The following is a 14,460-nucleotide window of genomic DNA, read 5'->3' on the forward strand; positions in this document are numbered from 1 at the left end:
GCGCACCATAAGCCCACAAGGAATCGGCCATGACAGACCAAAGCCAACAGTTCGCCAGTGACAACTATTCCGGTATCTGCCCCGAAGCCTGGGCAGCCATGGAACAGGCGAACAAGGGTCATCAACGTGCCTACGGCGACGATCAATGGACTGCGCGGGCGTCGGATGATTTCCGCCGCTTGTTCGAAACCGACTGCGAGGTGTTCTTTGCCTTCAACGGTACGGCGGCCAACTCACTGGCGCTGTCTTCGCTGTGTCAGAGTTACCACAGTGTCATCTGTTCGGAAACGGCACACGTCGAAACCGACGAATGCGGCGCGCCGGAATTTTTCTCCAACGGTTCCAAGCTGCTGACCGCTCGCAGCGCAGGCGGCAAGCTGACCCCTGAATCGATCCGCGAAGTGGCGCTCAAGCGTCAGGACATTCACTACCCCAAACCCCGGGTCGTGACCATCACTCAGGCCACCGAAGTGGGCGGCGTCTATCAGCCGGACGAACTCAAGGCGATCAGCGCCACCTGCAAGGAACTGGGCCTGCATCTGCATATGGACGGCGCACGTTTCTCCAACGCCTGTGCGTTTCTGGACTGCTCCCCGGCTGAACTGACCTGGAAATCGGGCGTGGATGTGCTGTGTTTCGGCGGCACCAAAAACGGCATGGCAGTGGGCGAGGCGATTCTGTTCTTCAACCACGACCTGGCCGAAGACTTCGACTATCGCTGCAAACAGGCCGGACAGCTGGCCTCGAAGATGCGTTTTCTGTCAGCGCCGTGGGTCGGCCTGCTGGAAAACGACGCGTGGCTCAAGCACGCACGCCACGCCAACCACTGCGCGCAGCTGCTGGCGGATCTGGTCAAGGATATTCCCGGCGTGGAGCTGATGTTCCCGGTGCAGGCCAATGGTGTGTTTCTGCAACTGTCGGAAGCGGCAATTGCCGCCCTGACGGCCAGAGGCTGGCGCTTCTACACCTTCATCGGCAACGGCGGCGCACGCTTCATGTGCTCGTGGGACACCGAGGAAGAACGCGTTCGCGAACTGGCAGCCGACATCCGGCTTGTGATGCAGGGCTGACCTGCACCACCTGAGCAGACCTCAATACTCGATCCGCACGTCCCCTTTGGGTACGCTGCAGCAGGACAGGATGTAGCCTTCAGCGACGTCGTCGTCGGTGATGCCGCCGTTGTGCTCCATCTCTACTTCGCCGCTGACTTTCATCACCTTGCAGGTCCCGCAGATCCCCATGCCACAGGCTTTGGGGATCATCAGGCCCAGCTTGGCGGCAGCCGCGTGGACGGTTTCGCCCGGCCCCACGCGAATGCTCTTGCCCGTGTCGGTGAACTCGACCTGATGCAGATCGGCGACATCGACATCGGGGGCATCGGCGGCGATTTCGGCTTGTTCCACTGCGTCGGCGCGGGCTTCGGGCGGCGTGGCACCGAAGGACTCCTCATGGTACTGCGCCATGTTGAAGCCGTTTTCCTGCAACAGGCGTTTCACAGCCGCCATGTATGGCGTAGGCCCGCAGCAGAACACCTCGCGGTCCATGAAGTCCGGAGCCATGAGTTCGAGCATTTTCAGGTTCAGGTAGCCGCGATACCCCGCCCACGGCTCGCCAAGGCCGTGTTTTTCACAGACCAGGTGCAGGCTGAAGTTGTCGATTCGCGACGCCATGTGTTCCAGCTCGCGGTGGTAGATGATGTCCTTGGGCGAACGGGCGCTGTGCACAAACACCATGTCGACGTTGGCGTTGGTGTCGTAGAACCAGCGCGCCATGGACATCACGGGCGTGATACCGACGCCACCGCTGAGGTAAAGAATCCTGGGGTTCGGGAAGTCGATGGCGTTGAACAGCCCGACCGGCCCGTGCACCGCCAGCTCCTGGCCTTCATGCAGCGTGTCGTGCAGGTAGTTGGAGACTTTACCGCCCGGGACGCGCTTGACGGTGATCGAGAAGCTGTATGGCACCGAAGGCGAACTGGAGATGGTATAGGAGCGCATGATCGGCACGCCGTCGATTTCCAGCTCCAGGGTCACGAACTGCCCGGGCTTGAAAAAGAACAGGATCGGCTGGTCGGCCATGAAGCAGAACGTGCGTACATCCCAGGTTTCCTGAATGACTTTGACGACCCTTACCAGGTGGCGCCCGTTGGCCCATGTCTGGGTCGTGACCGGGCTGAGGAAACTTTGGGACATACATGATCTCCACGGCCGACTGTCGGCCTCTTATGGTGCGGATTCTGCTTAACAGAAGACACCGTCACTTATCCATCAACGACATTCACGTACTTACGGCGACCAGCCCCCAAAGACAAGGTGTTTCGCGTCGGGAACGGATTCGGCCATGTCGCCCATGGATAAGGTTCGCCACGCGCTCGCCCCCACACTCGCCACAAAGGGTAGCCACACATGGACGACACATCCGCTGCCCGGCGTGCAACGCGACAACAACCGTATCAGCCACATTCGCAGGCCGCCTTCAGACGCGGTCATGAGGGATTTTAACGATGGACGTCACCGCAACCCTGAGCCTGGGCGACCTGCTGGAACCTGCACGCAAGGCCACTGCCGAGATGCTGCAGAATCGCGAACGCACGTATTCGCTGCCGCAGCCTTTCTACAGTGATGAACGGCTGTTTGAAATCGACATGCAGGAAATTTTCCAGAAGGAGTGGCTGATTGCGGGGATGACCTGCGAAATCCCGGCCAAGGGCAACTACCTGACACTGCAGATCGGCAAGAACCCGATCCTGGTGGTGCGTGGTCCGGACGGTGTCGTGAATGCCTTCCACAACGTGTGCCGTCACCGTGGCTCGCGCCTGTGCACCGCCGAGAAAGGCAAAGTGGCCAAGCTGGTCTGCCACTACCACCAGTGGACTTACGAGCTCGATGGCCGCCTGCTCTACGCAGGCAGCGAGATGGGCGATGACTTCGACATGACGCAGTTCGGCCTCAAGCCTGTGAACGTGAAAACCGCTGGCGGCTACATTTTCATCAGCCTGGCGGAAAACCCGCCGGCCATCGACGAGTTCCTGGCGACCCTGCGTCATTACATGGAACCCTATGACATGGAAAACACCAAGGTGGCGGTGCAGACCACCTTGATGGAAAAAGCCAACTGGAAGCTGGTGCTCGAAAACAATCGCGAGTGCTACCACTGCAACGCATCGCACCCGGAACTGCTCAAGACCCTGCTGGAATGGGATGACGTGACGGATCCGCGTGCCGACCAGGCGTTCAAGGACCACGTGGCCGCCTCCGCTGCGGCCTGGGATGCCGAGAAGATTCCTTACGCACACGCAAGCTTCGGCCTGCGTAACCGCATCGTGCGCATGCCGCTACTCAAGGGCACGGTGTCGATGACGATGGACGGCAAGGTCGGCTGCAAAAAGCTGATGGGGCGCATTCAGAACCCGGATCTTGGCTCGATGCGCATCCTGCACCTGCCGCACTCCTGGAACCACTGCATGGGCGATCACATCATCGTGTTCACCGTCTGGCCGATCAGCGCGCAGGAAACCATGGTCACCACCAAATGGATCGTCCACAAGGACGCCGTGGAGGGTGTGGACTACGACGTGGAGCGCATGCGCCAGGTCTGGGACGCCACCAACGATCAGGACCGACGTCTGGCCGAAGAGAACCAGCGTGGCATCAACTCCACCGCCTATGAGCCAGGTCCTTACTCGAAGACCTACGAGTTCGGCGTGGTCAACTTCGTCGACTGGTACAGCTCGCGAATGCTGGAAAACCTCGGAGCGGAGCCTGCGCCCTATCTGAAGGGTGTGGCGGTCAACCACGAGTAACTTTCAAGGCCAGCCATTCAGGCGTTCAGGTCATTCCTGAACGCCGTGATGACAATTAACTTACGACTACCACTGCACACCGTCCATTGGTCTAGAACCCTTTAAAACCCACCTCCATTTTATAATAGGCATCGAACAGTTTTCTCTGGCTAAACTTATCTGACGTCCCAACGGAATGGAGACGAACGGCGTACGCACGCGTACGTTACTAAGTGCATGGAGAAAACTATGTTCACTCGCTACTTATTCAAAAAGTACATAAAACGCTACCTCTCCCGTTTCAAAAAACGCAGAGACGATGCGGCGTCCGGGATGCCGGAGTTACCAAAAAACATCCTCATGGGTTTCTGGCATAACTGGGGACCTGAACCTGGCCAGGGTTATCAGCAGGGCATGTTCAAGGAAATGTCCCTGAGCGAGGTTCCAGAAGCCTACAACGTGGTGGCGGTCGCCTTTATGAAGGGCAACGGCATCCCGACCTTCAAACCTTACAAAGGCACCGATGCTGAGTTTCGTGCCGAGGTCGCCAAGCTGAATGCACAAGGCAGAGCCGTACTGATCTCTCTGGGTGGCGCTGATGCCCACATTGAGTTGCACGCGGGTCAGGAAGCCGCACTGGCTGCTGAAATCTGCCGACTGGTCGAGGTCTATGGCTTTGACGGCCTGGATATCGATCTTGAACAGACTGCCATCACGTATGCCGATAACGCGACGGTATTACCTGCGGCACTGAAGCTGGTGCGTAAACATTACGAAACTGAAGGCAAGCACTTCATTATCAGCATGGCGCCAGAGTTCCCTTATCTCAGGGACGCCGGCGCTTACCTTGATTATGTCTCAGCGCTGGAAGCGTACTATGACTTCATTGCGCCGCAATATTATAACCAAGGCGGTGATGGCATATGGGTTGATGAACTGAATGCCTGGATCACTCAAAACAATGATGATCAGAAACGGGAATTTCTTTATTACCTTACTGACAGTTTGATCCACGGCACCCGGGGGTTTTCGTCTATTCCTGCCGACCGTCTCGTCATTGGCTTGCCCAGCAACAATGACGGGGCCGCGACGGGCTATGTGATTGACCCTGAGGATGTAAACGATGCGCTGGTCGCTCTGGAAAGCGACGGCAACCCGATTCGAGGATTGATGACCTGGTCAATCAACTGGGATGACGGCATCGATAAAAATGGCACGCCTTACAATTGGGAATTCCATGATCGATACAAGTATTTGACCGAGATCGAGCAGCCAGAACCGGACGAACCACCCGCGCCAGCGGGCCTCACATCATCGCAACAAACCACGACGTCAATCACCCTGAGCTGGTCGCTCTCGGAATGGGAGAAACCGGTCCTGCGATACGATCTCTATCGAGATGGCGTTCACGTGGGCGAAACCGCACGCCCTCCATTCGTCGATGAGGACCTCCAACCGGGTACTCTCTACACCTACTACGTCACAGCGACCGACAGTGAGGGTGCCACCTCCAAGCCTTCTGACGAGCTCAGTGTGGGCACGAAGACCGAAAGCGGAGAAGACCAACGGCCAACGGCGCCCAGTGATTTGCACACGACCGAGATCACGGCGAACAGTATTTCGATCATGTGGAACGCGTCCTCTCCCGGTACGCACCCGATTATGGAGTACGCAATCATTCGCAACGAGGGCCAGATCGCAGCGGTCAAGGCACCTGCCACGACGTTCACCGATACAGGACTGACTGCCAACACGCCCTATCAATATGTCGTCTTTACGCGCGACACCGCCAATATGTTCTCCTCTCCCAGCAACATATTGAAAACATCAACCAAACCCGAGGACGGCGGGGGTGAGATATCAGACTGGGTGGTGGACCACAGCTACAAGATTGACGAGCTGGCCAGGTATGAAGGCATTGTTTATATCTGCATCCAGGCCCACGTTTCAAATCCGGCGTGGACACCAACCGCAGCATTCACCCTGTGGTCGCCTTACGCACTCCGGGGTGATCGCCGCAAAGCTCAGAGACGCTAGCTGAACCGAAGTGACTGACCCGCTTTCGGACGGGCGTCAGGACGGAAACGACTTATCCACAGAGTAATGTGCTGAGTACTGCGGACAGGTCGTTTCACTGACGACAAAAAAGGAAGGGAAAACCGGTACTTATCCACCACACCCTTTCGAACAAGCCCTGTACATTTTTTAACCAGAACGCCAAACACCACGGATTTAGAGGCCTGCAGAAGACCGCGAACACGTTATCCACAGAAGCACCAACAGACTTTGGGTACAACTTTGCCGGTTGCGGAAAAGATCTGTGGAAAACTCTCTTTTTCTTCGATTTACGGGTTTTACAGGCGCCGAACCGCTTGGCTGACTATTTTTTGTACAAATCCGTAAAAGCCTCGTATTTAAAGGCTCACAGAGGATCACGAACAACTTGTCCACAGAGCCGCTCACAGAGATTGTGGGCAGTTATCAAATCACTGACAGGCTCGTGGGTTACTTATCCACACCGAAATGCCTGAAAAATCGGCCACTTAGCCTGATCATTAATTGATCAGGCTCCTGGAGGGCACGGTTTTCAAGGGGTATAGCAAGGCGCGAACACCTTATCCACAGGCGCACGCACAGGGAATGTGTGTAAGTCTTGCCGCAGTACTTAGCGGATGACGCCTTCTTCTATCAACAACTTGAGAATCGCGGCGGCACCTTCTTCAGGGCTCACGCCTTTGAACACCTGCCCACCGCCGCCGCTGGCCTTGGCAGTGGCGGCCTTCATGCGATCGGCTCCACTTTTGGCCTTGATCACTTTCAAGCGTTTGGGACGCGACTTGGCCGGTTGCAGCGCCTGAACTGTGAGTAACTCATCGATGACCACTTCGACGTCTTCCACACCCAACGCGCCGCGCTGTGCAGGCCCATAGGCGCTTTGACGCGGCTTGGGAGCCGCGTTATCCACAGTAGCGAGAAACGGCAGGCGTACTTTCAGACGACGACGCTGCCCACGTGGCAGCGTCTGCAGGACCAGGGCCGTACCGTTGGCCAGCGATTCGACCTCGGCAAGCCCGGTCACCAGCGGCCAGCCGAGCCGCTCGGCAAGCAGGAAGGGCAGCATGCCCGAACCTTCGCCGGTTTCAGCCTGGCTGCCAGCAAGCACAACCTGAGCAGAGGAATCGCGAATGTAGTCCGTCAGGCTGATCAGAGCATCTGCGCCCTGCGGCTGCTCCAGCACATGCAGTTCGCTGAGCCCCATGCCCAGATAAGCGCGTAATGCCGGCTCCTGCGCATCACCCGCGTGCAACACCTGCAACCGATCCCCAACCAGTTGCAGCCCCATTTCGACCGCTCGTGCATCCTGTTCGGCGCGACGCGCCCGACCTGACGTCGGGTGCGCACCCACAGACACCAGACTGATGATCTGCACGCCCGAGTTATCCACCGCTTGTCTGGCTTGATCAGGCTGCATTACGTTTCTCCCCGTTGCGCCAGGCTTCGACAGCTGCGATCAGCGCATCGAGAATGGCAGCACTCTCACCGATAACCGACAGATCAGCCCGCTTGACCATGTCGCAGCCTGCATCGAGATTGATCGCCACGACTTTGTCGCAAGCCCCGATCCCCTGAAGGTGCTGGATGGCACCCGAGATACCCACCGCCACGTAAACACGCGCCGTGACCCAGGTGCCGCTGGCGCCGACCTGACGCTCACGGCCCATGAAACCGTCGTCCACGGCCACGCGCGATGCGCCTTCGGTCGCGCCCAGCGCAGAGGCTGTGCGATGAAACAGCGCCCAGTCCTTGACCCCGTTGCCCCCGGAGAGAATGAATTCGGCTTCGGCCATGGGGATAACTGCCGGGTCGACGGTCACAGCGCCCAAGTCCTCGATACGAGGCAGGCTGCGCGCCACCGTTGTGGATAACTCCACTGTGGACGCTTCATGCCGGGTTTCGCTGACAGGCTCTGCACATTCGGCAGCCGCCAGAATCAATCTGGCGATAGGCCGGACCAGATCTTCACGTCCCGCCCCTGCGCGTCCAATACACTGCTCATCCTTGACCTGCCAGACGCGGGTGGCCGGACGTTCACCGATACTGGCCGCAAACCGGCGGCCCAACTCCCCGCCACCGGTACGGCTGTCGGGCAGCAACCAGTGGCGTGGACTGAACTGGTTATCCACAGCCCGCAATCCCTGCACGCGCTGTTCAGGGGAATAGCCGCTGAACTGGCTGCCGTCCAGAATCAGCAAGCGGTCAACCCCTGCGGTCTCGAAGGTGGTTTCCTTGTGTTCGCCGAACACCACGGCCAGAACAGCGCCTTCCGTGCCTGCCAATTGACGAGCGAGGCCCAGCAGGTCACGGTCGTGGCTACTCAGGCGGCCACCCACCATGTCCGGCACTACGCTGATGTAAAACGCCGGATCGAGAACCTGATGCAACGGCAACGGCACTTCAGAGGCAGCCGAGCGCTTGACTGCGCCACCCTGTTGCGCACCGCTGCGGTCGATGCGCTTGATGCCGTTGGGACCGATGAAACCCACGCCATGCACGTTCTTGCGCATCAGGCCGTTAGGCCCCATCCAGCTGGTTTGTGGGGGCTGCATCGCCGCATGCAGCGGGTGCAGCCGGTTACGGGCAATCCACTCGGCACGCGGGTCGCGGCGGATAATGTCGCTCATCAGTGCACCTCCGCAGGTTCACGTTTCGCCGGGGTGGTCTTGCTGGGGATAACGTCGTCCTCCAGCAGCGCGTCGGCCACCAGTTCGGCGATGTCCTTGATCAGCGGTCGTGGTTCGACAACGCCTTCGAGCATCGCCGTACATTGCGGACACCCTACCGCCACCAGTTCAGCACCGGTTTCACGTATGTCTTCCATGCGCATGTCGGGAATGCGCTGCTTGCCAGGAATGTCGGTGATCGGCGCGCCGCCACCGCCGCCGCAGCAACGCGAGCGGAAGCCCGAACGCTGCATTTCCTTGATCTCGATGCCCAGCGCACGCAGCACTTCACGGGGTGCTTCGTACTCGCCGTTGTAGCGGCCCAGGTAACACGGATCGTGATACGTCACGCGGGTGCCTTTGTGCTGCCCCAACCGCATGGATCCACCCTGAATCAGCTCGGCCATGTACGTGCTGTGATGCTGCACGTGATAGTCGCCGCCGAACGCGCCGTATTCGTTTTTAAGCACATGAAAGCTGTGCGGGTCACAGGTCACGATGCGTTTGAAGCTGTACTTGGCCAAGGTCTGGATGTTGCGCCGGGCCAGCATCTGGAACGTCGCTTCATCACCCAGACGACGCGCCACGTCACCGCTGTCGCGCTCTTCCAGGCCCAACACGGCAAAGTCAACGCCAGCCGCTTTCAGAACCTTGACGAACGCACGCAAGGTGCGCTGGTTGCGCATGTCGAATGCGCCATCACCCACCCAGAACAGCACGTCTGCGGTCTTTTTCTCGCTGAATAGATTCAGGTTCAGATCTGCCGCCCAGTTCATACGCCCGCCCGGCGCAAAACCGCCCGGGTTGTCGGTGGCGATCAGGTTATCCAGCACTTCGGCACCTTTGTTCGGCGTTGCGCCTTTTTCCAGGGTCAGGTGACGACGCATGTCGACGATGGCATCGACGTGCTCGATCATCATCGGGCATTCCTCGACACAGGCCCGGCAGGTGGTGCACGACCACAGCGTCTCGGCATCCACCAGACCGTTGACGATTGGCTGATGTGGATGGCCGCCGTGCTCGCCGATCGGTTTGCCCTTGCCGTCCAGTGACGGATACGGGCTGCCCGCAAAGTTCGCATCGGTGCCGCCCGCCAGGCCAACGACCATGTCCTGAATCAGCTTCTTGGGATTGAGTGGCTGACCTGCAGCGAACGCCGGACACGCAGCCTCACACTTGCCGCACTGCACGCAGGCATCGAAGCCCAGCAGCTGGTTCCAGGTGAAGTCCTTGGGTTTTTCCACGCCCAGCGGTGCGGTCGGGTCAGTCAGATCCAGCGGCTTGAGGCCCGTGGAGCGGCCACCACCGAAGCGCTCGGCGCGACGGTGCCAGGCCAGGTGCAGCGCGCCGGCAAAGGCGTGCTTCATTGGCCCGCCCCAGGTCATGCCGAAGAACAACTCGCTAACGCCCCACAGCACGCCAGCGCCCAGAATCGCGACCAGCACCCAGCCGCCGAAGTGTTCCGGCAGAATGCCGGCCACCGGTAGCGTGACGATGAAAAAACTGGCGGAGAACGCCATCAGGCTTTTCGGCAGGCGCATCCAAGGACCTTTGGACAGGCGCGCAGGCGGGTTCAGGCGACGGCGGTAAACAAAGATTGCGCCGACAAACATGACCGCTGTCATCAACAGCAACGCATAGCCGAGCAGCCGGTTATGCAAACCGAAACCGTGCACCAGAATCGCCAGAATGATCGATGCCACCGCACCGCCTGCCGTGGCGACGTGGGTGTTGGCGATGTATTTATCGCGGGCGACCACATGGTGCAGATCGACCATGTAGCGCTTGGGCATGGCCAGCAACCCGCCCAGCCAATCGACTTTAGAGGCCCGGCCATTGCGCCACAGGTTGACCCGCCGCATTGCACCCAGCACCGCAAGGGCCAGCGCGCTGAACAGCAGGATGGGAAGAAGAGTGTCTAGCATCTGAAGCTCCCAAAAGCCAAGCGGTCTTGCAGGCCAAATCGTCTGACTGTCGCAACGTACTGAATGAACGCTATGCCTTGTGGGAGGGGGCTTGCCCGCGATGAACGATTACGAGGCACTCCTGATGCACCGCGTCGACTGCATCGCCGGCAAGCCGCCTCCCACAGTCCAGTGCTTACTGCGCGAAAGCGCTGTGTCATGGACATAGCGATAGCTCCCACAAAACCGTGACACCTCAAAAAAACCTTCAGAAATCCTTACAAAGGCGCAAGCCGTCGTAGATCGCCGCATGGGTGTTGCGCTGTGCCACACAGTCGCCGATCCGGAACAACAGGTAGCCCTCGCCCGGCTCGCCCAAAGAAGGCTGCGGTTGAATGGCGAACAGGGCATCAATGTCGATCTGGCCTTTATTGCGTGAGCCTTCCTTGAGCGCGTAGTAAATCGCCTCGTCCGGACGCACGCCGTTCTCCACCACCACCTGATCGACCACGCGCTCTTCCTTGGCCCCGGTGTATTCGTTCTCCAGCACCGCCACCAGCTTGTCGCCCTCGCGGTAGACCTTTTCCAGCATCATGTCGCCGGTCATGATCACTTCCTTGGGGTACATGCTGCGGTAGTAAGTCGGGAACGACGTACCGCCGATTGCCACGCCGGGCTTGATGTCGTCCGTGACGATTTCGACCTGGCAGCCCTTGTCGGCCAGGAAGTCGGCGACAGACATGCCGGTGAACTCGCAAATGGTGTCGTAGACCAGCACGTTCTTGCCCGGCGCAACCTTGCCGTCCAGCACGTCCCAACTGCTCACCACCAACCCTTCGGCGGCGCCCCAGTGCTCGTTCTGCTCCACAAACGGATGGCCACCCACTGCCAGCACCACGATGTCGGGTTGCAGGTCGAGGATGGTGGCTGCATCGGCTGCCGTCCCCAGGCGCAAGTCGACTTTCAGGCGCGCCAGTTCCAGCTGGAACCAGCGAGTGATCCCGGCAATCTGGTCACGCTGGGGTGCTTTCGAGGCCGTCGTGATCTGCCCGCCGATGAATTCCTTTTTCTCGAACAGCGTCACGTCATGTCCGCGCTCGGCAGACACCCGCGCCGCTTCCATGCCCGCAGGACCGGCTCCCACGACCACGACCTTGCGTTTCGGTCCGGTGGATTTCTCGATGATGTGCGGCACACCCATGTATTCGCGTGACGTCGCCGCATTCTGGATGCACAACACGTCCAGCCCTTGATACTGGCGGTCGATGCAGTAGTTGGCACCGACGCACTGCTTGATCTGGTCGATCTGTCCCATCTTGATCTTGGCGATCAGGTGCGGGTCGGCGATGTGCGCGCGGGTCATGCCGACCATGTCGACATAGCCGCCTTCCAGAATCCGTGTGGCCTGGTTCGGGTCCTTGATGTTCTGCGCATGCAGCACGGGGGCCTTCACCACTTCCTTGATACCGGCCGCCAGATGCAGGAACGGCTCCGGTGGATAACTCATGTTGGGAATCACGTTGGCCAGGGTGTTGTGCGTGTCGCACCCAGAACCCACGACACCGATGAAGTCGATCATGCCGGTGTCGTCGTAGTACTTGGCGATCTGCTTCATGTCCTCGTGGCTCAAGCCATCGGGGTGGAACTCGTCTCCACAGATCCGCAGGCCCACGCAGAAGTCGGGACCGACTTCCTTGCGCACGGCCTTGATCACTTCCAGGCCGAAGCGCATGCGGTTCTCGAAGCTGCCGCCCCACTCGTCGGTACGTTTGTTGACCCGCGGGCTCCAGAACTGATCGATCATGTGCTGATGCACGGCCGACAATTCCACGCCATCCAGGCCACCGGCCTTGGCCCGCGCCGCAGCGCTGGCGTAGTTGCCGATCACGCGCCAGATTTCCTCGGGCTCGATGGTCTTGCAGGTAGCGCGGTGCACAGGCTCACGAATGCCAGAGGGCGACAACAGCGTCGGCCAGTGGTCGCCATCCCAACGCGAGCGTCGGCCCATGTGGGTAATCTGGATCATGATCTTGGCGCCGTGCTTGTGCATGGCATCGGCCAGATTCTGAAAGTGCGGAATGATCCGGTCGGTCGCCAGATTGACCGATTTCCACCAGCCTTGCGGGCTGTCAATCGCGACACTGGACGAGCCGCCACAGATAGCCAGACCGATACCGCCCTTGGCTTTCTCTTCGTAATACTTCACGTAGCGGTCGGTGGTCATGCCGCCATCGGTGGCGTAAACCTCCGCATGCGCGGTGCTGAGCACGCGATTGCGGATGGTGAGCTTGCCGATCTGGATCGGCTGAAACATCGCTTCGAAAGCCATAACGCGATCCTCGATTTACAGCGGCTTGACGACAAAGAGTCCGTCGTCATGACCTTCTTCGGAACCACCGTAGACCTGCTCGGCAACCGTGCGGACCGAGCTGCCGCTGGCAGCCAGAATCTGGTCCATGGCACCCGCGAACCAGCCGGTGAACATGTAATCAACCTTGCGACCGACCTTGCCGTAGACGTACACGAAGCAGGAGTGTTCAAGCTTGACGCTGGCGGTGCCTTTTTCGAGGTCGATGTCCTGAATCTTGAACAGACCCCAGCCGCGCTGCGACAGACGCTTCATGTAGTGCTCGAACACCGCGACGCCTTCAATACCGTGGCATTCGGCTTCTTTTTCACACCAGTGCCAGGCGGATTTATAGCCCGCCTTGTAGAGGATCTCGGCATAGGCATCAGCCCCCAGGACTTCCTCGATACCCATGTGGTTGTTGACGAAGAAGTGGCGTGGTACGTAGAGCATCGGCAAAGCGTCGGACGTCCAGACACCGGTTTCGCTGTCGACTTCGATAGGCAATTGCGGGGCGATTTTGGCCATGAGGAACAAACTCCGGATGATTCGGGTTACACCCACGGCAACAAGGGTCGTGGGCGTGTAATGGGTTTGGGTGTATCGGGCGGCTTATTCGCCCCAGACGTCGGCCAGGACATTGACCCAGTTCTCGCCCATGATCTTGCGCACCACGCGCTCGGGATGGCCGCGCTTGAGCAGGGTTTCGGTCAGGTTGGGGAATTCGCCCACGGTGCGGATGCCCAGCGGGTTGATGATCTTGCCGAAGTTGGTCAGACGCCGGGCATAACCCTTGTCGTGGGTCAGGTACTCGAAGAAGTCCTGGCCATGCCCTTGAGTGAAATCGGTGCCGATACCGATGGCGTCTTCGCCGACGATGTTCATCACGTATTCGATGGCTTCGGCGTAGTCGTCGATGGTCGACTCGATGCCCTTGGCCAGAAACGGCGCGAACATGGTCACGCCCACGAAGCCGCCATGATCGGCAATGAACTTAAGCTCCGCATCGGACTTGTTGCGAGGGTGTTCTTTGAGGCCGGAAGGCAGGCAATGGGAGTAGCAGACCGGTTTTTTCGATTCGAGAATGACTTCTTCGGACGTCTTTGAGCCCACATGCGACAGGTCGCACATGACGCCCACACGATTCATCTCGGCCACGATCTCGCGACCGAAGCCTGAGAGGCCGCCGTCACGCTCATAGCAGCCGGTGCCCACCAGATTCTGGGTGTTGTAGCACATCTGCACGATGCCGACGCCCAGCTTCTTGAAGATCTCGACATAGCCGATCTGATCTTCGTAGGCGTGGGCGTTCTGGAAGCCGAACAGGATGCCGGTCTTGCCCAGTTCCTTGGCCTTGCGGATGTCGGCCGTGGTATGGACCGGCATCACCAGATCGCTGTTTTCGCGCATCAGTTTCTGGCTGGTGCAGATACTGTTGATGGTGGCCTGAAAGCCTTCCCATACCGACACGGTGCAGTTGGCCATGGTCAGGCCGCCCTTGCGCATGTCTTCAAACAGCTCACGGTTCCACTTGGCGATGATCAGCCCGTCAATAACGATGCTGTCGGCGTGCAGTTCGGCTGGGCTCATCAGGCTGTCCCCTTTTAGGTTCTTGCGCACCGAATCGGCTGTCGGCGCTAATGGGGTCAGCATATGCCGGAGGGTCGGGTGAGCCGGGTGCAAAAACGACAGGGGGTTTGCCGAAAG

The 14,460-nt window shown here is 59.3% G+C and carries 10 protein-coding genes; 3 read left to right on the forward strand and 7 right to left on the reverse strand.

The features are described 5' to 3' along the window. Window positions 1–29: 29 nt before the first annotated feature. Entirely contained in the window at window positions 30–1,070 is a 1,041-nt protein-coding gene (locus tag H8S56_RS12050; protein WP_024684809.1) for a threonine aldolase family protein, read from the forward strand. Window positions 1,071–1,091: 21 nt separating this feature from the next. On the opposite strand, the gene gbcB is transcribed toward H8S56_RS12050, so the two are convergent. Then, window positions 1,092–2,192, reverse strand: coding sequence for a glycine-betaine demethylase subunit GbcB (gbcB, locus tag H8S56_RS12055; protein ID WP_024684808.1), 1,101 nt, complete (start codon window positions 2,190–2,192; stop codon window positions 1,092–1,094). A gap of 311 nt (window positions 2,193–2,503) precedes the next feature. On the opposite strand from gbcB, the gene gbcA reads away from it, so the two are divergent. Together gbcA and H8S56_RS12065 are read left to right on the forward strand one after the other, a co-directional pair. Beyond that, window positions 2,504–3,802, forward strand: a complete 1,299-nt coding sequence (gbcA, locus tag H8S56_RS12060) for a glycine-betaine demethylase subunit GbcA (RefSeq protein WP_024684807.1) — start codon at window positions 2,504–2,506, stop codon at window positions 3,800–3,802. 228 nt (window positions 3,803–4,030) lie between these two features. Further along, window positions 4,031–5,818 (forward strand): fibronectin type III domain-containing protein, encoded by a 1,788-nt coding sequence (locus H8S56_RS12065; protein ID WP_187518760.1) that lies wholly within the window; start codon window positions 4,031–4,033, stop codon window positions 5,816–5,818. A gap of 628 nt (window positions 5,819–6,446) precedes the next feature. Here H8S56_RS12065 and etfB read toward each other — a convergent pair. The 6 genes from etfB to H8S56_RS12095 all read right to left on the reverse strand — a co-directional run bounded on the left by etfB (window position 6,447) and on the right by H8S56_RS12095 (window position 14,343). Beyond that, a complete protein-coding gene (gene etfB, locus H8S56_RS12070) occupies window positions 6,447–7,253 on the reverse strand; it encodes an electron transfer flavoprotein subunit beta (protein ID WP_187518761.1) in 807 nt (268 codons plus the stop codon). Next, window positions 7,243–8,463 (reverse strand): electron transfer flavoprotein subunit alpha, encoded by a 1,221-nt coding sequence (etfA, locus tag H8S56_RS12075; RefSeq protein WP_187518762.1) that lies wholly within the window; start codon window positions 8,461–8,463, stop codon window positions 7,243–7,245. The genes etfB and etfA overlap by 11 nt, the downstream gene beginning before the upstream one ends. After that, on the reverse strand, window positions 8,463–10,427 hold the full coding sequence (gene dgcB / locus H8S56_RS12080) for a dimethylglycine demethylation protein DgcB (RefSeq protein WP_187518763.1): 1,965 nt from the start codon (window positions 10,425–10,427) through the stop codon (window positions 8,463–8,465). Before dgcB ends, etfA begins: the two co-directional genes overlap by 1 nt. Window positions 10,428–10,674: 247 nt before the next feature. Beyond that, window positions 10,675–12,735 (reverse strand): dimethylglycine demethylation protein DgcA, encoded by a 2,061-nt coding sequence (gene dgcA, locus H8S56_RS12085; RefSeq protein ID WP_187518764.1) that lies wholly within the window; start codon window positions 12,733–12,735, stop codon window positions 10,675–10,677. 15 nt (window positions 12,736–12,750) lie between these two features. Next, window positions 12,751–13,281, reverse strand: coding sequence for a DUF5943 domain-containing protein (locus H8S56_RS12090; protein ID WP_024684801.1), 531 nt, complete (start codon window positions 13,279–13,281; stop codon window positions 12,751–12,753). Between the two features lie 84 nt (window positions 13,282–13,365). Further along, window positions 13,366–14,343 carry a dipeptidase gene (locus H8S56_RS12095; protein WP_004880223.1) on the reverse strand — a complete coding sequence of 326 codons (978 nt, stop codon included), beginning with the start codon at window positions 14,341–14,343 and terminating at the stop codon, window positions 13,366–13,368. Window positions 14,344–14,460 lie beyond the last annotated feature (117 nt).

The organism is Pseudomonas triticifolii (assembly GCF_014358015.1).
Taxonomy (GTDB): domain Bacteria; phylum Pseudomonadota; class Gammaproteobacteria; order Pseudomonadales; family Pseudomonadaceae; genus Aquipseudomonas; species Aquipseudomonas triticifolii.

Coding starts and splice junctions, on each gene's coding strand:
- H8S56_RS12050 (WP_024684809.1), top strand. CDS start 30: ATGACAGACCAAAGCCAACAGTTCGCCAGTGACAACTATTCCGGTATC.
- gbcB (WP_024684808.1), bottom strand. CDS start 2,192: ATGTCCCAAAGTTTCCTCAGCCCGGTCACGACCCAGACATGGGCCAAC.
- gbcA (WP_024684807.1), top strand. CDS start 2,504: ATGGACGTCACCGCAACCCTGAGCCTGGGCGACCTGCTGGAACCTGCA.
- H8S56_RS12065 (WP_187518760.1), top strand. CDS start 4,031: ATGTTCACTCGCTACTTATTCAAAAAGTACATAAAACGCTACCTCTCC.
- etfB (WP_187518761.1), bottom strand. CDS start 7,253: ATGCAGCCTGATCAAGCCAGACAAGCGGTGGATAACTCGGGCGTGCAG.
- etfA (WP_187518762.1), bottom strand. CDS start 8,463: ATGAGCGACATTATCCGCCGCGACCCGCGTGCCGAGTGGATTGCCCGT.
- dgcB (WP_187518763.1), bottom strand. CDS start 10,427: ATGCTAGACACTCTTCTTCCCATCCTGCTGTTCAGCGCGCTGGCCCTT.
- dgcA (WP_187518764.1), bottom strand. CDS start 12,735: ATGGCTTTCGAAGCGATGTTTCAGCCGATCCAGATCGGCAAGCTCACC.
- H8S56_RS12090 (WP_024684801.1), bottom strand. CDS start 13,281: ATGGCCAAAATCGCCCCGCAATTGCCTATCGAAGTCGACAGCGAAACC.
- H8S56_RS12095 (WP_004880223.1), bottom strand. CDS start 14,343: ATGAGCCCAGCCGAACTGCACGCCGACAGCATCGTTATTGACGGGCTG.